This is a genomic window from Sulfitobacter sp. BSw21498 (genome assembly GCF_006064855.1).
GTDB lineage: Bacteria > Pseudomonadota > Alphaproteobacteria > Rhodobacterales > Rhodobacteraceae > Sulfitobacter.
Map to the genome: position 1 here is coordinate 2,755,807 of NZ_CP040753.1, position 18,453 is coordinate 2,774,259.

At 60.2% G+C, this 18,453-nt stretch carries 21 protein-coding genes; 8 read left to right on the forward strand and 13 right to left on the reverse strand.

Translation table 11 applies throughout. The features are described 5' to 3' along the window. Positions 1-43: 43 nt before the first annotated feature. Positions 44-421 carry a hypothetical protein gene (locus E5180_RS13320; protein WP_254700483.1) on the reverse strand — a complete coding sequence of 126 codons (378 nt, stop codon included), beginning with the start codon at positions 419-421 and terminating at the stop codon, positions 44-46. 149 nt (positions 422-570) lie between these two features. Between E5180_RS13320 and E5180_RS13325 the strand changes: the two genes are divergently transcribed. Both E5180_RS13325 and E5180_RS13330 read left to right on the forward strand, forming a co-directional pair. Next, on the forward strand, positions 571-1,221 hold the full coding sequence (locus E5180_RS13325) for a carbonic anhydrase (RefSeq protein ID WP_138924809.1): 651 nt from the start codon (positions 571-573) through the stop codon (positions 1,219-1,221). A gap of 40 nt (positions 1,222-1,261) precedes the next feature. Next, positions 1,262-1,861, forward strand: coding sequence for an NYN domain-containing protein (locus E5180_RS13330; protein ID WP_138924810.1), 600 nt, complete (start codon positions 1,262-1,264; stop codon positions 1,859-1,861). An 81-nt stretch (positions 1,862-1,942) separates the two neighbouring features. Here the strand turns inward: E5180_RS13330 and E5180_RS13335 are convergent, their stop codons facing one another. The 5 genes from E5180_RS13335 to E5180_RS13355 all read right to left on the reverse strand — a co-directional run bounded on the left by E5180_RS13335 (position 1,943) and on the right by E5180_RS13355 (position 6,084). Continuing rightward, positions 1,943-2,965 (reverse strand): aspartate-semialdehyde dehydrogenase, encoded by a 1,023-nt coding sequence (locus E5180_RS13335; protein WP_138924811.1) that lies wholly within the window; start codon positions 2,963-2,965, stop codon positions 1,943-1,945. Positions 2,966-3,041: 76 nt separating this feature from the next. After that, positions 3,042-4,217, reverse strand: coding sequence for an MFS transporter (locus E5180_RS13340; RefSeq protein ID WP_138924812.1), 1,176 nt, complete (start codon positions 4,215-4,217; stop codon positions 3,042-3,044). Further along, positions 4,214-4,990, reverse strand: coding sequence for an aldolase/citrate lyase family protein (locus tag E5180_RS13345; protein WP_138924813.1), 777 nt, complete (start codon positions 4,988-4,990; stop codon positions 4,214-4,216). The genes E5180_RS13340 and E5180_RS13345 overlap by 4 nt, the downstream gene beginning before the upstream one ends. A 124-nt stretch (positions 4,991-5,114) precedes the next feature. After that, entirely contained in the window at positions 5,115-5,789 is a 675-nt protein-coding gene (locus E5180_RS13350; RefSeq protein ID WP_138924814.1) for a hypothetical protein, read from the reverse strand. Between the two features lies 1 nt (position 5,790). After that, positions 5,791-6,084, reverse strand: coding sequence for a hypothetical protein (locus E5180_RS13355; protein ID WP_093732148.1), 294 nt, complete (start codon positions 6,082-6,084; stop codon positions 5,791-5,793). Positions 6,085-6,272: 188 nt separating this feature from the next. Between E5180_RS13355 and E5180_RS13360 the strand changes: the two genes are divergently transcribed. The 3 genes from E5180_RS13360 (at position 6,273) to E5180_RS13370 (ending at position 8,858) form a co-directional block, all read left to right on the forward strand. Continuing rightward, positions 6,273-6,851 (forward strand): hypothetical protein, encoded by a 579-nt coding sequence (locus tag E5180_RS13360; RefSeq protein ID WP_138924815.1) that lies wholly within the window; start codon positions 6,273-6,275, stop codon positions 6,849-6,851. Between the two features lie 187 nt (positions 6,852-7,038). Further along, positions 7,039-7,656, forward strand: a complete 618-nt coding sequence (locus E5180_RS13365; protein WP_138925225.1) for a ribonuclease HII — start codon at positions 7,039-7,041, stop codon at positions 7,654-7,656. 101 nt (positions 7,657-7,757) lie between these two features. Beyond that, positions 7,758-8,858 (forward strand): site-specific DNA-methyltransferase, encoded by a 1,101-nt coding sequence (locus tag E5180_RS13370; RefSeq protein ID WP_138924816.1) that lies wholly within the window; start codon positions 7,758-7,760, stop codon positions 8,856-8,858. A gap of 141 nt (positions 8,859-8,999) precedes the next feature. On the opposite strand, the gene E5180_RS13375 is transcribed toward E5180_RS13370, so the two are convergent. Both E5180_RS13375 and E5180_RS13380 read right to left on the reverse strand, forming a co-directional pair. Next, positions 9,000-10,151 (reverse strand): alkane 1-monooxygenase, encoded by a 1,152-nt coding sequence (locus tag E5180_RS13375; RefSeq protein ID WP_138924817.1) that lies wholly within the window; start codon positions 10,149-10,151, stop codon positions 9,000-9,002. Positions 10,152-10,229: 78 nt separating this feature from the next. Next, entirely contained in the window at positions 10,230-11,294 is a 1,065-nt protein-coding gene (locus tag E5180_RS13380; RefSeq protein ID WP_138924818.1) for an A/G-specific adenine glycosylase, read from the reverse strand. 84 nt (positions 11,295-11,378) lie between these two features. Between E5180_RS13380 and E5180_RS13385 the strand changes: the two genes are divergently transcribed. The 3 genes from E5180_RS13385 to E5180_RS13395 are packed head-to-tail and all read left to right on the forward strand — an operon-like array spanning position 11,379 to position 13,724. Then, positions 11,379-11,888, forward strand: coding sequence for a DUF721 domain-containing protein (locus E5180_RS13385; RefSeq protein ID WP_138924819.1), 510 nt, complete (start codon positions 11,379-11,381; stop codon positions 11,886-11,888). Between the two features lie 13 nt (positions 11,889-11,901). Continuing rightward, complete coding sequence (locus E5180_RS13390; protein ID WP_138924820.1) at positions 11,902-12,612, forward strand: DsbA family protein; 711 nt, start codon at positions 11,902-11,904, stop codon at positions 12,610-12,612. Further along, on the forward strand, positions 12,612-13,724 hold the full coding sequence (locus E5180_RS13395; protein WP_138924821.1) for a CaiB/BaiF CoA transferase family protein: 1,113 nt from the start codon (positions 12,612-12,614) through the stop codon (positions 13,722-13,724). Before E5180_RS13390 ends, E5180_RS13395 begins: the two co-directional genes overlap by 1 nt. Before the next feature lie 46 nt (positions 13,725-13,770). Here the strand turns inward: E5180_RS13395 and lpxK are convergent, their stop codons facing one another. Genes lpxK through E5180_RS13420 form a run of 5 tightly spaced genes read right to left on the reverse strand, consistent with a single transcriptional unit; the run spans position 13,771 to position 18,408 of the window. Further along, entirely contained in the window at positions 13,771-14,763 is a 993-nt protein-coding gene (gene lpxK / locus E5180_RS13400; protein WP_138924822.1) for a tetraacyldisaccharide 4'-kinase, read from the reverse strand. After that, positions 14,760-15,989: a 3-deoxy-D-manno-octulosonic acid transferase gene (locus E5180_RS13405; RefSeq protein WP_138924823.1), complete on the reverse strand. Its 1,230-nt coding sequence runs from the start codon at positions 15,987-15,989 to the stop codon at positions 14,760-14,762. Before E5180_RS13405 ends, lpxK begins: the two co-directional genes overlap by 4 nt. 6 nt (positions 15,990-15,995) lie before the next feature. Continuing rightward, positions 15,996-16,238 carry a DUF4170 domain-containing protein gene (locus E5180_RS13410; RefSeq protein WP_005850395.1) on the reverse strand — a complete coding sequence of 81 codons (243 nt, stop codon included), beginning with the start codon at positions 16,236-16,238 and terminating at the stop codon, positions 15,996-15,998. A 42-nt stretch (positions 16,239-16,280) separates the two neighbouring features. Next, positions 16,281-17,075: an inositol monophosphatase family protein gene (locus E5180_RS13415; protein WP_138924824.1), complete on the reverse strand. Its 795-nt coding sequence runs from the start codon at positions 17,073-17,075 to the stop codon at positions 16,281-16,283. Continuing rightward, positions 17,062-18,408, reverse strand: coding sequence for a TldD/PmbA family protein (locus E5180_RS13420; RefSeq protein ID WP_138924825.1), 1,347 nt, complete (start codon positions 18,406-18,408; stop codon positions 17,062-17,064). The genes E5180_RS13415 and E5180_RS13420 overlap by 14 nt, the downstream gene beginning before the upstream one ends. Positions 18,409-18,453 lie beyond the last annotated feature (45 nt).

Here is an 18,453-nt window from a genome sequence, read left to right on the forward strand (position 1 = left end):
ATTCGCCCGCAGCCTAGACGTATCCTGTGCCGCTGCAAGCCCGTCAAAGGGGGAAGTCCTGCGTGTCCCAAATCGCGGTCAGCGACCGGTCGCCGATGCGGATCAACCGCGTCAGCGTCGCGCCAATGGCAACCGGGCTGGTCTGGTCTATCGCGCAGATGACATTCCCCGCGACATGCGCCAGTTTTTCCAGCCCGACCTGTTCGGCAATCGCGATCAGGGATCGGCAGTTTTTACGCAGTTCGGGCCAGTTGGACGCTTGGTATAGGCGATTGCAATGTGACATGCGCAGGGCCAATTCCTCCATCGCGCGGCAAACCACATCCTCGGCCCCTGTTTCGCCCAGTTGGTCATATAAAATACCCAGACGTTCCTGATCTACGCGGACTTGTTCGACTGGCCGCATTTGCAATACATACATTCGTGTCACCTCATCATAACGCCCCCACAGCGCATCGGCACTATGTCGGCCAAATGATGTCCAGTTCGTTAACGGCCGCGTGCGTTTTCGCTCGAATACGATGCGAATTCAGGGTATTTCGGTTAAAATTTAGTAAAGGCGAGACACAGATGGATAAGGCGAAACCGCTCCCGAATTACCTGGTTCAGCGCTATCTCGGTTGGAAAGCAACCAGTTACGCTGAAAACGAGTCGTGGTACCGACGGTTGGCCAGCGACGGGCAGCATCCCCGTGCGATGATCATTTCATGCTGCGACAGCCGAGTTCATGTGACGTCAATCTTTGGCGCAGATCAGGGTGAATTTTTTATTCACCGTAATATCGCCAACTTGGTGCCACCTTATCAGCCCGACGGCCAGCAGCACGGTACCTCTGCCGCGGTTGAATATGCGGTTCAGGCGTTGAAAGTTGCGCATGTAATCGTGCTGGGCCATTCCAGCTGTGGCGGTGTTCAGGGCTGTCTGGATATGTGTCAGGGCAATGCTCCGGCACTGGACGCCAAAGACAGTTTTGTCGGACGGTGGATGGATATCCTGCGCCCGAAATACGAAGTTGTCGCGGATATCGAAGACCCGAAAGAGCAGGCGCGCCAGCTTGAGAAACACGCTGTTATGACTTCGCTTGAAAACCTGATGACGTTCCCCTTTGTGGCCGAGCAGGTCAATGCGGGCGAGCTGACATTGCACGGACTGTGGCACAACATCGGCGAAGGCGGGCTGGAATGCTATAGCGCCGACAAGAAGATGTTCCGGCCGGTATAATGGACCAGCAAGGCCAGCGCGGTTTTGGCGGCGCTGACGTGTGATTGTTCCTGCGCTTTTACTGTTGGTGTCGATCATTGGCACGGTTATCGCGACCTCCCAGCCTGTCTGGGGGGATCTCGTCTTGCTGGCGGGGCCAAGCGCCATCGCCAGCGCGATCTTGCTGCTGCGCGAAGCGCGGGTCTGGCTGGCGGGTCAGTCCCGGCGCAGTGCCCGCGGGGCGGTGGTGATCGACGGGTCAAACGTCATGTACTGGTGGGGCGGCACGCCGTCGATCGCGCCAGTGCAGGATGTGGTGCGCACCCTGACGCACCTTGGTTTCAAGACGGGCGTGGTGTTCGATGCAAACGCAGGGTACCTGCTGACGAATGCCTTTAAGGACGATGCGGCGCTTGCGGCGATGCTCAAGCTGCCGGTGGATCAGGTGATGGTCGTACCGAGCGGCTCTCCGGCGGATCCGTATATCCTGACCGCTGCGCGCGAGATGGGGGCCGTCGTGGTCACAAATGATCGCTACCGTGACTGGGCAGAGGATTTCCCCGAAGTGCTGGGTCACGGGCATCTGATCAAAGGCGGGTACCGGCAACAAAAACTGTGGTTTGATTTTGCGACCGTGTCAGACGCGCATAACGCTGCATGAGCCAAGGGTCGCCCGCCGGCAGTCGGACATAACAAAGGCCAGCGCATCGCACTGGCCTTTGTTTAATTCAGGGTAGGGAGCTTAGCCCTTTTTCAGCACTTCGCGGCCCAGCAGTTCAGCGATCTGCACGGCGTTCAGCGCGGCACCCTTGCGAAGGTTGTCGCTCACGCACCACAGGTTCAGACCGTTATCGATCGTGCTGTCCTGACGGATACGGCTGATAAAGGTCGCGAAATCACCGGCACATTCAACGGGGGTGACATAGCCACCGTCTTCGCGCTTATCGATCACCATGATGCCGGGGGCTTCGCGCAGGATGTCGCGGGCCTCGTTCTCGTCAAGATGGTCCTCGAATTCGATGTTGATCGATTCGGCGTGGCCAACAAAGACGGGGACGCGCACGCAGGTCGCTGTGACCTTGATTTTGGGATCGATGATTTTCTTCGTCTCAACCATCATCTTCCACTCTTCTTTCGTGTCGCCGCTGTCCATAAAGACGTCGATATGCGGGATCACGTTAAAGGCGATCTGCTTGGTGAACTTGCGCGGCGGCTTGCTGTCGGTGGGGTTATAGATCGACTTGGTCTGGTCCCACAGCTCGTCCATCCCGTCCTTGCCCGAACCGGACACCGACTGGTAGGTCGACACGACAACACGTTTGATCGTGGCGCGGTCGTGCAGCGGCTTAAGCGCGACAACCATCTGCGCGGTAGAGCAGTTCGGGTTCGCGATGATGTTTTTCTTGGCGTAATCGTGGATCGCGTGGGCGTTCACCTCTGGTACGATCAACGGGATATCCGGATCGTAGCGGTACAGCGAAGAGTTATCGATCACGACACAACCGGCCTTGGCAGCCTTGGGCGCGTATTTCTTTGTCGCCTCTGACCCGACGGCAAACAGCGCCATATCCCAGCCCGTAAAGTCGAACGTATCCAAGTCTTTCGTCTTGAGTGTCTTATCGCCAAAGCTGACTTCGGATCCCATAGACTTGCGCGAAGCAAGAGCCACGATTTCATCTACAGGGAAGTGGCGCTCGGCCAGAATGTTCAGCATTTCACGGCCCACATTACCTGTGGCACCCGCGATGACGACGCGATAACCCATCTTAAAACTCCAATACTAAAATGTGATGGTGCGGGCCTCTTATACCGCTTGGGGGCGCGGGGGAAGGGGTCGTGGCCTATTCACCTGCGTCACGCGAAAACAGATAGACAAACAGACCCGCCGCCATGAGCGCGGCAAACAGGGTAAATATCATCACATAAGGGGCCTGAGCCGTGACAGCGGGCTGGCTGGCTGCATAGACGCGGCCCGACAGAAACTGCGCCACGCCGACGCCGCCGATGCTGCACAGGTTCAGCAGGGTCATGCCGCGCCCGATTAACTGCGGTGGCATAAAGCTGCGCCCATGCGCGATGATCACTGCATATGTCGCGCCAAAAAGACCGATCGCCGCCATCAAGGCTGTGGCAAGGATGATGCCGCTGTCGGGGAACATCACAAGAGCGATCAGTGTAAGAAGGTTGAGCGCAGTGCCCCCGATGATCACCCACTTTGTGCTGCCGATAAAGCGGTCCAGCGGGCCGTAGGCAAGGCTGCCAGCTACCATCGCGATCCCCATTAGTAGGGTAGCCCACCCGATTTGATGGGCATTCGCGCCAAAGACGTCCTCGAAATAGGGGCCGATCCAAAGCCCGCGCAACGCGCCGACCTGGGCGTAGCTGACGCTCATGATCGGGAAAATGAACCACAGTGCTTTGATCTTAAAGACGCCAAGCAGGCTGCCACGTTGTTCCCCTTCGGGGGTGGCGGGGTCGCGCACGACACACCAGATGCCAATCGCCGTCAGCGTCGTGATGGTGCAAAGCCCCCAAAGCGCGGCGCGCCAGCCGATCGTTTCAGCCGCAATCGCCATTGGATAGGATGCCACGAGGTTCCCGAATGTGCCGACCCCCACCATGACAGACGCCAGCACGACAAAACGGCCCGGCGCAAATTCACGCGCGAAGATATAGTAGGCCGCCATCAGCACCGGCGCGCAACCGATCCCGATCAGCACCATCGCCAGATTGATATGCAGCGGCTGCGTTGCCACCGCAAAAAGCGCAGCCCCGCCCCCACCGCCAATCAGCAGCAGGCTGGCCGCCGTGCGCCGTGGCCCGACTGTATCCAGCGCCCAACCAACGGGCAGTTGCATCGCCGCAAAGGAAAAGAACCACAGCCCCGACGCAAAGGCGAGGTCTTCGGGCGTGGCCCCCAGATCGACCCGCAAAGAGGGGCTGAGCACGGCCAGAAAGGCGCGGAAAAACTGGCTGAGCACATAGCCCAACCCCAACAGGGCGATCCCGCGCATCATTTCAGGGTATCACGCCATTTGCCCGCAAGCGCTTGGGCCGCGTGGCTAAGGATCAACACATCGGCCCCGACCGCGACAAACTGCGCCCCTGCCTCTAGGGCATCGCGGGTCATGTCGTCGTTGGTCGACAGGATGCCCGGCGCTTTACCCGCCGCGTGGATCTTGTGCAGCGCGGTCATGATCGCGTCTTGCACTTCGGGGTGGAGCGCATTGCCCATATACCCCATATCCGCCGCCAGATCCGCGGGCCCGATGAACACCCCGTCGATCCCGTCAATTTTCAGAATATCGTCGAGGTTCTCCAGCCCTTTAACGCTTTCAACCTGCACAAGCAGACAGATTTCGTCGTCCGCTGTGGTGCCATAATCCGCGATCTGCGAAAACCGTGCTGCGCGGGTCAGCGCATAGCCGACGCCGCGATCGCCATGAGGTGGGTAGGTGACGTCGCGCACCAGTTGGCGGGCCTGATCGACGTTGTCGACCATTGGCACCAGCAAAGTCTGCGCCCCGGCATCAAGCATCTGTTTGATCAGGTGGGTCTCGCCCACGGGGACGCGCACAACCGGATGGCTGTCTGATGCTTCGAGCACCTGCAGCTGCGCCAAGATAGAGCGCAGGTCGTTGGGGGCGTGTTCGCCATCGATGACCAGCCAGTCGAAACCCGCAGTCCCCATCAGTTCAGCGCTATAGGTATCCGCAAGCCCCAGCCAGCAGCCAAAGACGGTATCGCCTTGTTTCAAAGCCTGTTTGAACGCGTTGAAGGGGGCTGGCATGGGCATGATCCTTGGTGCTGTTTCAGCGTACCCTAGGGTCAAGCATTACGAAGTGTCCAGAGGGGGCGCTGCCCCCGTCGCGCGGGCGCGCCTCCCCCGGAGTTTAAAGGGCAAAATGAAGGGGTCAGATGACCTTGATTACATCCTTGTCGATGGCCAGCATGTAGCCGCGCCGCGCGATATTCTTGACCAGCAGTTCAGACACGATCTGGTTGCCGAGCGTGTCGCGTAGACGTTTGATGCGCGTGGCCCCCGCCGCTTCGTCACAATCGGCGGCGGTCCGGCCTGAAATGACGCCTTCGATTTCCGAGCCGGACAGGACGTCATCATCCATACGTGCTTCGGCGAGAACCGACATCGTCTCCATCGCGGCGGCGGTCAGTTTGAAACCGAGGTTATTGAGATAGACGGTGTTCTCTTCGCGGCTGATCAGCAGGGAGTTCACCTGAATCCCCACCCGTTCGATCTGCGCCATGCGGCGGTTGAAGCCGACGAGCATGATCAGGAACACCAGCGCCGCGACCAGCATTGCGGTGGCAAAGACCAGCAGCACGATAATCACGATCCGGTAGCTCGACAGGGTTTCAGAGAAAGCCGTGCCCGATTGCGCAAGGATTTCAAGCAGCTTGATTTCTGCCTGTGTGGTCAGATCGTCATTTTCGACAAAGATGCGTTCGACCTGTGCGTTAAAGGCGTTGGCGTCGGGCAGAGCCCACAGCAAAAGCCCCGCGCCGATCAGAATGATCGCCACGACGGCCGCGATACCACCGCCGACAAAACGTCCGCCCGTGCGCCGCATCTCAGAAGCGGAGGAAGTTTTTTCCGGCACTCTCTTTCCTTTGGTTAAGCCCATCTTCGCCAAAGACAGAAACAACCGTCAGCAGCGTCCAGCCCTGTGCGGCCAAGCGTTTGGTCAGTTGTGACTGTGCCGTGGCGCGGCTGCAGTCACCAGATACTTGCGCCACACCATAATGCAGGCGCAAGGGGTTTTCCTGCTTGGCTTTATAATCGGCAAAGCATTCTGCCGCTTGGGCAGAGGGGGCGGACAGGGCGAGCAGCCCCGCCGCGGCCAGGGAAAGGAGGATGTGTTTCATGTATATAAGACTGCGCTTATCCGGGCGGATATTCAATATCCATTGGGGCTGGGGGGCCTTGATATCCGATAACAGCGGGGTGTTATTGCCTGTCTGAGGGGGGTTGCCCATTTTGATCACACGGCCTCGCTCTTGATGGCTTTGCATGGGGTGCTTCCCATGGTGCCCTTAACCGAAAGGATCAGACAATGCGCTTTACATTGCACCATAAATTCATCGCCTCGATTGCAGCCGCAGCTGTCGCAATCACGGCTTTTACCGCCGTTCCAGCCGCCGCGGGTGATCGCAATAGGGACCTGGCAAAGATCGCGGTGGGGGTGCTGGGTGTGGCCATTGTCGGTAAGATCATTCACGACAAGAACAAGCGCGACGATGAACGGGCACGGCAGGAAGTGTCAAAGCATCGCCATGCGCCCGACACTGTGTACCGCGCGCCCCGCCCCCCTCGGGCTGAACACGTACCGGTCTACCGCGCGCCCAAAGCGCAGCGCCATGTAGAGCCGCGCCCGCTGCCAAAGGGGTACAAGCGCCAGCAGTACGACAGGCACGCCAATGCCAAGCTGTTGCCCAAGCAATGTTTCCAAAGTTTCGATACGCGTCGCGGTCAGGTGCTGATGTTCGGCCGCCGCTGTCTCGAAAATAATTTCCGTCATGCCGACCGTTTGCCGCAGCAATGTGCGCAGCAAATCCGGACCCATCGCGGCACCCGCAATGGTTATGACGCCCGCTGCCTTCGTGGTGCGGGATACAGTTTGGCGCGCGGTTAATCTCCGCGTGTCAATACCGGGGGGCATCTAGGTGTCCTTCATCGGGGAAGGGAGGAATGTTCGGGCATTCCTCCCTTTCTTATTGTCTGTGGATATCTTTTTCGATTGTGGCACCGCGGTCTTCGCAATGTCACAATTCGCGGTGTCGGGGCTTGAGCTTTGGGGCGGGTTGGGGTTTGCACACCCTATGAAACCAGATTTTGAATTTGAACGGGCCGCCCATGCGCGCGGCTTTCTGCGGGTCGCTGGCGTTGACGAGGTGGGGCGCGGGCCATTGGCGGGGCCGGTCACAGCCGCTGCCGTGGTGCTGGACCCTGACCGTATCCCCGAGGGGCTGAACGATTCAAAAAAGCTGACCAAACGGGCGCGCGAACGGCTGTATGAGCAGATTTTGCAGGTCGCAGATGTAAGCGTTGCCCATGCCTCGGTCGAGGAAATCGAAGAGCTGAACATCCTGAGGGCGAGCCACCTTGCGATGGTGCGCGCGTTGAAGGGGCTGAAGACGCCGGCGGACTATGCGCTGATCGACGGCAATATGATCCCACGCGATCTGACGGTAGTCGCTGAAACCGTGATCAAGGGAGACGCCCGATCGCAGTCGATTTCTGCGGCCTCTATTGCGGCTAAAATATGTCGAGATTGTGTCATGTTGTCATTGGCGCAACAGCATCCCGGATATGGCTGGGAAACCAACATGGGATACGGGTCAAAAAAGCACATGGAAGCGTTGCAGGAAATTGGTGTGACCCCACACCATAGACGTTTGTTCAAGCCGGTACACAACATGTTGTATCAAGATAAATAACTAACCACTTGATTCAAAAAAGAAATTGACCATGAATCGTCTGTCAGGGCATCTTGTGGATAACCAAGAGCACACAATGTGCCGGGCAAGAGGCAGCTATTATGAAGACGATGACCAAGGGTGCGGCAGCACTCCCTTTAAACACGATCATTTCTGGCGACTGTATCGAAGCGATGAATGCGCTTCCTGCGGAGTCGGTGGACCTTATCTTTGCAGACCCACCCTACAACCTTCAGTTGCGGGGTGACTTGCATCGTCCCGATAACTCGAAAGTCGATGCCGTAGACGATGCGTGGGACCAGTTTTCCAGCTTTGCCGTCTATGACAAATTTACGCGTGAATGGCTGAAAGCCGCACGTCGATTGCTGAAACCCAATGGCGCGATCTGGGTCATTGGCAGCTACCACAACATCTTCCGCGTCGGTGCCTCATTGCAGGATGCGGGCTTCTGGATCTTGAACGACGTGGTGTGGCGCAAGTCGAACCCGATGCCAAACTTCCGCGGCAAGCGTTTTACCAACGCCCATGAGACGATGATCTGGGCCGGAAAGGACGAAAACGCGAAATACACCTTCAACTACGAAGCGCTGAAGGCGTTGAACGAAGGCATCCAGATGCGCAGCGACTGGGTGCTGCCGATCTGCACCGGCCACGAACGTCTGAAGAACGACGCGGGCGACAAGGCACATCCGACCCAAAAGCCCGAAAGCCTTCTGCACCGTATTCTCGTCGGCTCTACCAACCCCGGCGATGTCGTGCTGGACCCGTTCTTTGGTACCGGCACCACAGGCGCTGTTGCCAAGATGCTGGGCCGTGATTTTATCGGGATCGAACGCGAAGAAGCCTACCGCAAGGTCGCTGAAAAGCGGATCAAATCCGTGCGCAAATTCGACAAAGAGGCGTTGCAGACCACCACGTCGAAGCGTGCAGAACCGCGTGTGCCGTTTGGCCAGTTGGTTGAACGTGGCATGCTGCGTCCGGGTGAAGAGCTTTATTCCCTGAACGGCCGTTACTCTGCCAAGGTCCGTGCCGATGGCACGCTGATCGGCAACGAGGTCAAAGGATCGATCCACCAGGTTGGTGCGGCGTATGAGAAAGCGCCAAGCTGCAATGGCTGGACATACTGGTGCTACAAGAAAGACGGCAAACGTGTGCCGATCGATATCTTGCGTCAGCAAATCCGGGCGGAGATGGCCAACTAGGCTTCTCCACCCCCCACTTACACCCTTTTTACGAACACCGCCGGTGTCCTTGCCGCCTTATGAGAAGGCGTGCCTATAAGGACACTCACCTTGGCCCCGCCTTTCATTGGCGGGGTCTTTTTCGTTTCAAACCGAGGGGCGTTAGCGCGGATAGGGGGTCTTGCCCGCATTATAGTCGGCCCATTCCGTAATCTCGGGGTAGTAGGTCCGACGCCATGCACGCACCCGCGGGTTCATCACGCGCCGCCAGACCCAGGGCATCATCGCGGCCATGGTCATAATAGGGTAGCCATAGGGTAGCTGCGGTGCCTGCGCGTCGCCATAGGTTTGCAGTACGGGGAACCGACGGTCCGGTTTGTAGTGGTGGTCCGAATGGCGTTGTAGATTGATCAGCAGCCAGTTCGACGCCATATGCGCGGCATTCCATGAATGGCGCGGCTGGACATGTTCGTATTTGCCCTCGCCCAGATGTTTACGCGTCAGCCCGTAGTGTTCGATATAGTTCACCAGTTCGAGCTGCCAGATCGCCACGCCGGCTTGCAGCAGGAACAGGGCCAGTCCGACCCAGCCTCCAAGTACCACAGCCAGGATCAGGCAGCCCGCTTGCAGCGCCCAATATTTGAAGAACGGGTTGCCAAGGTCGGTCCAGGGTTTGCTCTTGCGTGCCAGCATCGCTTTTTCAGCCTGAAAGCTGGACACAAGCGATTGCCGCAGCACGCGCGGATAAAAGCGGTGGAACCCTTCATTGTAGCGCGCCGTTACCGGATCGCGCGGGGTGGCGACATAGCGGTGGTGCACCAGCAAATGTTCGGACCGGAAGTGCGAATAAAGCACCATCGCCAGCAGGGCATCGGCCCAGAACCGTTCGCGCTTGTTGCGTTGGTGCATCAGCTCGTGGGCATAGTTGATCCCGATGGTGCCGGTCATGACGCCCACCCCGAAGAAAACCGCGGCCTTCTCCCAGCCGGACAGATGCGCGGCCTGCGGCACGTACCACAGCAGCCCAAACAACGTGAGGAACTGCACAGGCATCCACGCGGTCGTAATCATGCGGTACCAGAACAGATCGTCATCGGACGCGTCCGGATCGGCGTTATCAAGGTTCAGCCCCGCGATCGCGTCGATGATCGAAAACAGGTACCATGTGACCACCGGCATCACGATCACAGTCCACCCACCAACATAGGCTGATATCCAGACCAGCGGGATCAACCCAAATGACAGAGCATAGGGCAATGCACGGCGGAACTGCGACAGTTGATGGGTGCTTACGTTTGTTGTGGGCGAGGTCATGCTGCACGGCCTTTTGAGGGTGTCTGGCCCCGATGGACGGGCACAGGTTTGGCTGCGATAAACTATGACGTGCAGCCGCTACCGTAGCAAGTCGTAGGCTTTGCGCATCACCGTGGGCAGATCCGAGGGGCGGAAGTCGTCCGGCGCAACAAAATGCCCGCGCTCCGGATCCGCCTCGGCCGGTAGGGGCGCGTGCATGACGGTCAGCATCAGGTGGAAATGCGTAAAGGTATGGCGCACCTCGCCCGCGAGCGGCTGCCAGTCGGCGGAAGCAGGCGGCGTACCGGACGGGCGCGCGGTGTCGGTGTTGATCCAGTCGGTGCCGGGCCAGCCGAGCATACCGCCCAGCAATCCTTTGTCGGGGCGCGTCTCAAGCAGCCATGCCCCGTCCGCCCGCTGCCCCAGATAAACGGTACCATGCCGGATCGGTTTCGGCTTTTTCGGGGTCTTCTTTGGCAGCTCGGCTGCGGTGCCGTTGCGGCGGGCAAGGCAGGGATCGCGCCACGGGCAAATGCCGCAGGTGGGGGATTTCGGCGTGCAGATTGTGGCCCCCAGATCCATCACCGCTTGGGCGTAATCTCCGGGGCGGATGGCTGGGGTCAGCACCTCTGCACGTGCCATTAGATCGGGCTTGGCGGCGGGCAGTGGCGTGTGAATATCATAAAGCCGGGCCATCACCCGTTCGACATTGCCGTCCAGCACCGTGAACGGCAGATCAAACGCGATAGAGGATACGGCCGCAGCGGTGTAGGGCCCGATCCCTGGTAGCTGTAGCAGGGCGGCGTGATCGGCGGGGAACTGGCCGTCATGCTCGGCCACCACGGCGCGGGCGCATTTCAGCAGGTTGCGGGCGCGGGCGTAATACCCCAAGCCAGCCCATTCCCCCATCACATCGGCATCGGCCGCCGCCGCCAGATCAGCCACAGTAGGCCAGCGTGCGGTGAACCGTTGGAAATAGTCGCGCACCGTCGCAACCGTGGTTTGCTGCAACATCACCTCGCTCAGCCAGATACGATAGGGATCGGGGCGCACGCCGGCCGCACGGTCCGCCGGAGGTGTCCGCCACGGCATCGCACGGGCATGTACATCGTACCATTCCAAAAGGATCAGCGGCAGGTCGCCGGATGGGTCGGTGTCACGCAATGTTTATAACCTTTTCGGTTGGGTATGGCTGGTGATACGAGGCGGGATCGCTATGTTGTGGCTAGTCATTCGGGAAAGATAGTCATGCCGCCACGGCGTACCAGTACAAAAGGGTTCAAAAGGACCGATAGCTTGCTTTCGGCCAAGATCCGTCAGGCGAGCGAAACCCGTGGTTTTGCCCAATCCCGCTTGTTGACCCAATGGGCCGAGATCGTGGGCCAAGACACCGCGGCCATTTCGCGCCCCGTTGAGGTAAGCTATGGCCGGGGCGGCATGGGGGCGACGTTGACCTTGCTGACGACAGGGGCGAATGCGCCGATGCTGGAAATGCAAAAAGAACAACTGCGCGCCAAGGTAAACGCCATCTACGGCTTTAACGCGATTGCGCGTGTGCGGGTGACACAGACCGCCGCGACGGGCTTTGCCGAAGGGCAGGTCGCCTTTGCACCGCAACCCAAGACCCATCCCGAACCGCCGAACGATCCCGTCTTGCATCAGCGCGCTGTCGAAACCGTCGGCCCTGTCGCGAACGACGCCCTGCGCGATGCACTTGCACGTCTGGGCGAGAACATATTGAACAAGACCAAACGCTGAAAAAGGAAATCACATGAAACCGACATTCCCCATCCTTGCCGCTGTTGCCGTGGCCGCCGCAGGTGGCTGGTACGCTTTCAGCGGTACGAATGCCGTGGATAGCACGCAGATCACCCCTCTGGTCAGCGCAGCCAACGCACAAACAGCTAGCGCGGACAAAGCAGACACCGCTTCATCCGAAACGACTGCCGAAACCGCTGCTATTGAGGACATGACACTGGGTAACCCCGATTCAGCTGTTCAGATCATCGAATACGCCTCCTACACCTGCCCGCACTGCGCCGCCTTTGACCAAGGCCCGTTCCAGCAGCTCAAGGCGGATTACATCGACAACGACAAAATCGGCTTTACCTATCGCGAGGTTTATTTTGACCGCTACGGTCTTTGGGCCTCGATGGTGTCGCGCTGCGGGGGCGAGGACAAGTTCTTTGGCATCACCGACATGATCTATGCCGGCCAGTCCGAATGGGTCCGCGCCGGAGAGCCCACAGCCATCGTCGAAGAGCTGCGCAAGATCGGCCGCCTTGCCGGCTTGGACAACGAAGAACTGGATGCCTGCCTTCAGGACGGTGAAAAAGCACAATCGCTGGTCGCATGGTGGGAAGAAAACCAAAAGGCGGACGACATCACCAGCACGCCTAGCTTCATGATCAACGGCAAGAAATATTCCAACATGCCCTATGCCGAGATGAAAGAGATCATCGACGCAGCATTGGAAGAATAATGGCGGCCCCGCTGGCAGGGCTCAAGGTTATTGAGCTGGCTCGTATTCTGGCAGGCCCCTGGGCCGGCCAGACCCTTTCGGATCTGGGCTGCGAGGTCATCAAAGTAGAGAGCCCGGCGGGCGACGACACCCGCCAGTGGGGGCCCCCGTTCATTGAACGCGACGAGGATAAATCTGCCTCGTATTTCCATTCGGCCAATCGGGGCAAAGCGTCGGTTGTGGTCGATCTGACCACCGATGAAGGTCAGGCCAAGATGAAAGAGCTTTTGGCCGCTGCCGATATCCTGATCGAGAATTTCAAAACCGGTGGGCTGGCGAAATACGGGATGGATTATGCCAGCCTGTCCAAGCAGTTCCCCAAGCTGATCTATTGTTCGATTACCGGTTTCGGTCAGGACGGGCCCTATGCGCATCGCGCGGGCTATGATTTCATCATCCAAGGCATGTCCGGCCTGATGTCGATTACCGGTGAACCCGACCGCCAGCCCCAGAAACACGGGATGGCGATCACGGATATCTTTACCGGTATCTATGCCACCACGGCCATTCTTGCAGCGGTGCACCAGCGTGGCCAGACCGGTGTGGGCCAGCATATCGACATGGCCTTGCTGGATTGTGCTGTTGCGGTCACGGGCAATCAGGCAATGAACTATCTGACAACGGGCAATGCGCCCACGCGGATGGGCAATGCGCACCCGAACCTGACCCCCTACGAGGTGTTCGAATCCTCTGACGGGCATCTGATCATTGCCACGGGCAATGACGGGCAGTTCCAACGGCTGTGCCGGATGTTGGGGCTGGATGACATGGCAACCTCGGCTGACTATGCCAAGAATGCCGACCGCGTCGCCAACCGCCCCGAGATGATCCGCCGTTTGACAGGGGCCACCAGCCAGCGCACCCGTGACGATCTACTCGCCGCCTGCGAGGCAGAGGGCGTGCCGGCAGGGCCGATCAACGATATGGCCGATATGTTCGAAGACCCCCAAGTCATCGCGCGTGGCATGAAGGTCGAACTGGACGGGGTGCCGGGCATCCGGTCGCCGTTCAAATTCTCGGGAGCCGAGCTGGCTTTGCATCGTGCAGCGCCAAAGCTTGGTCAGGACGACTAGGTCACACGCAAATCGCAGCCGGAGCCTCGTTGCAGGGTCCGGCGTGCTATTTGGGTGGCGGCAGTTGGTCCAACGCCGCAAATAGCGCGTTGTCAGGGTCGAATTTCAGACGCACGGGCAGGGTAATTACCTTCATTCTGAAAGACGCGGGCAGACGCACCGCGTCTTTTTCCGTTGTGACCAGCTGTGCCCCCCGCAAGGCAGCGTCGGCCTCAAGCCGTCCCATCAAGGCGGGGTTCAGCGGCTGGTGATCCTCCAGCGCTTCGGCGTGGACAATCTCGGCCCCGAGATCGCGCAGGGTGGCAAAGAATTTCTCGGGGTGGCCGATCCCTGCAAATGCCAGCGCCCGCGTGTCAGACCAATCCATCCCCGTTTGTAGCGGGGCGAGTTCGGCACGGACATGCGGCAGCCCATCGGGCAGGGCGGTCGCGTCGAACTGCGCCTGATCTGCTGCGCCGCCGATGGACAGCACGATATCCGCCCGCGCCAGACCCGTAGCAACGGGTTCGCGCAAGGGGCCCGCAGGCAGGCACAGCCCATTGCCGAACCCCTTGGCCGCATCCACCACCACGATCGACAGGTCCTGATGCAGCGCGGGGTTCTGAAATCCGTCGTCCATCACAATCACTGACGCCCCCGCATCCGCCGCCGCCTGCGCACCCGCTGCCCGATCTTGCGCGACCCAGACATCAGCAAAAGCAGCCAGCAGCAGCGGTTCATCCCCCACCTGCGCGGCACTGTGGCGCGAGGGGTCCACCTGCACCGGTCCTTTTAGCGTGCCACCATACCCGCGCGAAACCACATGGGGCGTGTGATACTTGTCACGCAGATGTTCGACGACGGCCATGACTGTTGGTGTCTTGCCCGTGCCGCCAGCATTGATATTGCCGACGCAGACCACCGGAATATCCAGACGCAACGGCGTGCCCCCAGTCAGCCGCCGTGCAGTGGCCTTGGCGTAAAGCGCGCCCAAGGGTTGCAACAGACGTGCGCGCCAATCGGGTGTCGGGCGGTGCCAAAAGGCGGGGGCGCGTTTCATGGCTTGGCCTCTCGCTGATCAAGCGTTTCTTGCACAAGGTCGATCACCCTGTCGGTAACGGCGGCACCACGGCTGATGACATCCCACCCCGCCTGCGCCATCGTAGCGGCCTGATCCGGCGCGATCAGACGGGTCACGGCAGTGCCAAGGGCCGTCGCGTCATTCACGATACGCGCGGCACCCTCGGCAGCGAGACGGGTATAAAGCGGCAGATAGCGCCGGACCTTGGGCCCGTAAAGCACAGCCGATCCTAATGCGGCGGCCTCGAACGGATCACAGCCGCCGCTGCCGTTGATCAAGGAATTCCCCAGAAAGGACACTGGAGCCAGCCGGTAGAACAGCCCGATCTCTGCCGGATCATCGGCGATCATCACTTGGGTCGAGGCGTCGGGATAGCCCGCATCACCCCATCGCAGCACGCGAAAGTTCTGATCGTCCATGCGCTGCGCGAAAGCATCGGCCTGTTTAGGGTCGGCGGGCGCGAGGATCAGCAGCAAACGGTGCGACAGACGCAGACCCTGACGGTGCGCAGTGAGCACCGTGTTCAGCTCGCCCTCGAGCACCTGATTGGCAAACCAGATCGGGCGCCCTACGGCGGCTGCCGACAGATCTGCCAGATCAGATTCCATACAGGGCAGAACGCGTCCGCCGGCTTGCAGTGCGGGGGTCCGCTCTATGTCTTTGCGGGCCAGTCCCAGCCGGACCAGCCGCTGCAGCCCCGCGTCCGATCGCGTCATGATGGCCGAGAAATGCATCAGCAGATCGCGGGTCAGATCGCGCAGCCAACGGTCGCGCCGCCCGTCAAAGCCGTCGCTGTCGGCGTCGATCAGGAACATCGGACAGGCATGTGTGGTCATCTCTGCGATCATATTCGGGTGCAGTCGCCCCCACGCCCAGACACAGGCATCGGGCTGCCAGTAATCGATAAAGGTCTTGGCGAGCGTCGGGTGGTCTTCGGGCAGGGTATCGATCAGCACGTCTGCCTCGCTACACGGCGGCAGGTCCACCGGCGTTGAGGCTTGGGGGACGGTGATCAGAACACTCAGCCCCGGACGGCTACGGCAAAGCCGTATGGCGAGGTCTTGTATCGCGAACAAGCTGCCGGGTTCGGGGGCGTGGCACCAGACAAGTTCGCCTGCGGGGCGCTTGGCCACGGGGGTGAATGGCGGCACGCCCCCGCGACCGGTAAAGGCGCGATAGGCTGACAGCCCAAGCGACCGCGCCATAAGGGGTTACCCCAACTCTTCGGTAGAGGACGCTGCAGCTTCTTCGTCGCGCAGACGGTGCAGATGCGCGATAAAGTACCGCATATGCGCGTTATCGACCGTGCGCTGTGCTTCGTTTTTCCAAGCGTCATAGGCGCTGGCATAGTTCGGGAAGATCCCAACGACGTGGATGTCATCGACATTCTTGAACGCGGTGCCGGTGGGCGAAATCAATTCACCCCCGAAAACGAGGTGCAGGCGTTGGGTCATATCGCGATCCTTTGTTTTCAAACAGATGGCCTTGGGCGCAATCTACGGGGTGGCTTGGGTCTGGGCAAGGCCGCTTAGCAGCGCCGCATGGACGGCACCGCCCCCCGCGACGACACCGTTCAGACGCGGGTCGGGGTTGTTGAACCGCAACGGTTGCCCCGTGCGGTCAGTGCATTGCCCGCCTGCCTCGGTAACAATCAGCGCGCCCGCGGCGATGTCCCATTCCCAGCTTTTGCGCAGCGTGACCATGCCATCAAACCGGCCCTGTCCCACCAGCCCCAGCCGATAGGCCAGCGAGGGACGGTGCGCGCGTTTAAAGCCGGGGTCGCCCTTGGCCCAATGCTGCATTTCCATCACCGGTTTGGTTGCCAGCACGGTCGCCTCGGACAAGGTGGCGATGTCGGAGACGGCAATCGGTTGGCCGTTCAGCGTCGCCCCACGCCCCGCAGCCGCCGCATAGAGCCGGTCCAGCATGGGCAAAAACACCACCGCTGCCGTGATCTTCCCGTTCCGCGAGATGGCAAGTGAATGGGACCATGTGTCGGACCCTTCGATAAAGCTGCGCGTGCCATCAATGGGATCAATGATAAAGAGATCGCGCTGCCCCAGCCGCTGCGGGCCATCGTCGCTTTCTTCGGACAGCCAGCCATAATCCGGACGGGCCGTTGTCAGCGTCTGGTGCAACATCGCATTGACTGCAAGGTCCGCCTCGGTCACGGGGCCGGCCTCGTCGGGCTTGTCCCAACGCTGCGCGGTTTTGCCGGTGAAAGAGGTCGCAATCTCGCCGGATCGGTGCGCGGCCTCTATCAGGAGGGAGAGGTCATCAAGCGCCGGCAAGGGTCATTCCCGAGACAAGCAAGGACGGCACCACGCGGCTGAGATGCGCGCGTGCGTCATTTGCCGGAACGATGGATTGCAACATGTCACGCAAGTTGCCCGCAATGGTGCATTCGTTGATCGCATGGGTGATCTCGCCATTCTCGATCCACAGGCCAGACGCCCCACGAGAATAGTCGCCGGTATTTGGATTGATCGTAGAGCCGATCATCGAGGTCACAAGCAAGCCGGTGCCCATATCGCCGATCAGGTCAGCGCGGGTGGCGTCGCCTTGGGTAAGCGCGATGTTCCAGGTGGCCGGACCGGGGTTCGATCCGGTGCCGCGTGCCGCATTGCCAGTGGGCGTCAGCCCCAGCTTACGAGCTGTCGCCAGATCAAGGGTCCAACCCTGCAACATCCCGTCTTCAACGATGGTGCGGCACGATGTGGGGAGGCCTTCCCCGTCAAAGGGGCGCGAGCCTGCGACGCGGGGGCGAAAGGGGTCTTCGATCAGGGACAGGCCTTTGGGCAGAACCTGTTCGCCCATAGCGCCGCGCAGCCATGATGCGCCACGCGCGATCGCGCTACCGCTGATGGCCGACAGCAGGTGCCCGATCAGGGCAGAGGAAATGCGTTCATCAAACAACACCGGATAAGTCCCTGTAGGCGGCTTGCGTGCGCCCATGCGCGTCAGAACGCGTTCGCCTGCCTTGGTGCCGATGTCTTCGGGGCCGCGCAGATCGGTCTGGAAAATGCGGCTGTCGCCGTCATAGTCCCGCTCCATCCCCGTGCCCGTTCCGGCGATCGCAACACAAGACAGCCCGCGATCGGTGCGGCGATATCCGCCCTCGAACCCGTTGCTGGCGGCCATGAATACCTGCTGCGCCCCATATCCCGCACCGGCAGATTGGACTTGGCTGACGCCTTTGACGGCCAACCCTGCGGCTTCGGCGCGGGCGGCGTCATCTTGTAGCGCTTCGGGCGAGGGCTCGGGCGCGGGGTCGTAAAGCTCCAGCGCTTCGATATCCCAATCCGTCGCCAGCTGGTCGGGGTCGGCAAGCCCGACATAGGGGTCTTCGGGCGCTTCTTTTGCCATTGCAACCGCACGGATCGCCATTTCCTCGATTGTGCGGTCCGACGTGTCAGACGCAGACACATTGGCTGACCGTTGCCCGACAAAGACGCGCAGCCCGATATCCACGCCCTCGGCGCGTTCAGCCTGTTCCAGCACCCCGCCGCGCACATCGACGTTTACCGATGTCCCGCGCACGGCCATCGCATCGGCGCTGTCTGCACCTGCGCGGCTGGCGGCATGGAGCAAGGACTTGGTCAGCGCCTCAATGGATTGCGACATGGGGGAATACTCCTTGGGTGGGTGAAAAGACTGCTAGCGTCCCTG

Coding starts and splice junctions, on each gene's coding strand:
- E5180_RS13325 (WP_138924809.1), top strand. CDS start 571: ATGGATAAGGCGAAACCGCTCCCGAATTACCTGGTTCAGCGCTATCTC.
- lpxK (WP_138924822.1), bottom strand. CDS start 14,763: ATGAAACGCGCCCCCGCCTTTTGGCACCGCCCGACACCCGATTGGCGC.
- E5180_RS13410 (WP_005850395.1), bottom strand. CDS start 16,238: ATGACCCAACGCCTGCACCTCGTTTTCGGGGGTGAATTGATTTCGCCC.
- E5180_RS13360 (WP_138924815.1), top strand. CDS start 6,273: ATGCGCTTTACATTGCACCATAAATTCATCGCCTCGATTGCAGCCGCA.
- E5180_RS13320 (WP_254700483.1), bottom strand. CDS start 421: ATGTATGTATTGCAAATGCGGCCAGTCGAACAAGTCCGCGTAGATCAG.
- E5180_RS13375 (WP_138924817.1), bottom strand. CDS start 10,151: ATGACCTCGCCCACAACAAACGTAAGCACCCATCAACTGTCGCAGTTC.
- E5180_RS13405 (WP_138924823.1), bottom strand. CDS start 15,989: ATGGCGCGGTCGCTTGGGCTGTCAGCCTATCGCGCCTTTACCGGTCGC.
- E5180_RS13365 (WP_138925225.1), top strand. CDS start 7,039: ATGAAACCAGATTTTGAATTTGAACGGGCCGCCCATGCGCGCGGCTTT.
- E5180_RS13390 (WP_138924820.1), top strand. CDS start 11,902: ATGAAACCGACATTCCCCATCCTTGCCGCTGTTGCCGTGGCCGCCGCA.
- E5180_RS13420 (WP_138924825.1), bottom strand. CDS start 18,408: ATGTCGCAATCCATTGAGGCGCTGACCAAGTCCTTGCTCCATGCCGCC.
- E5180_RS13370 (WP_138924816.1), top strand. CDS start 7,758: ATGAAGACGATGACCAAGGGTGCGGCAGCACTCCCTTTAAACACGATC.
- E5180_RS13355 (WP_093732148.1), bottom strand. CDS start 6,084: ATGAAACACATCCTCCTTTCCCTGGCCGCGGCGGGGCTGCTCGCCCTG.
- E5180_RS13395 (WP_138924821.1), top strand. CDS start 12,612: ATGGCGGCCCCGCTGGCAGGGCTCAAGGTTATTGAGCTGGCTCGTATT.
- E5180_RS13335 (WP_138924811.1), bottom strand. CDS start 2,965: ATGGGTTATCGCGTCGTCATCGCGGGTGCCACAGGTAATGTGGGCCGT.
- E5180_RS13350 (WP_138924814.1), bottom strand. CDS start 5,789: ATGCGGCGCACGGGCGGACGTTTTGTCGGCGGTGGTATCGCGGCCGTC.
- E5180_RS13385 (WP_138924819.1), top strand. CDS start 11,379: ATGCCGCCACGGCGTACCAGTACAAAAGGGTTCAAAAGGACCGATAGC.
- E5180_RS13340 (WP_138924812.1), bottom strand. CDS start 4,217: ATGATGCGCGGGATCGCCCTGTTGGGGTTGGGCTATGTGCTCAGCCAG.
- E5180_RS13345 (WP_138924813.1), bottom strand. CDS start 4,990: ATGCCAGCCCCCTTCAACGCGTTCAAACAGGCTTTGAAACAAGGCGAT.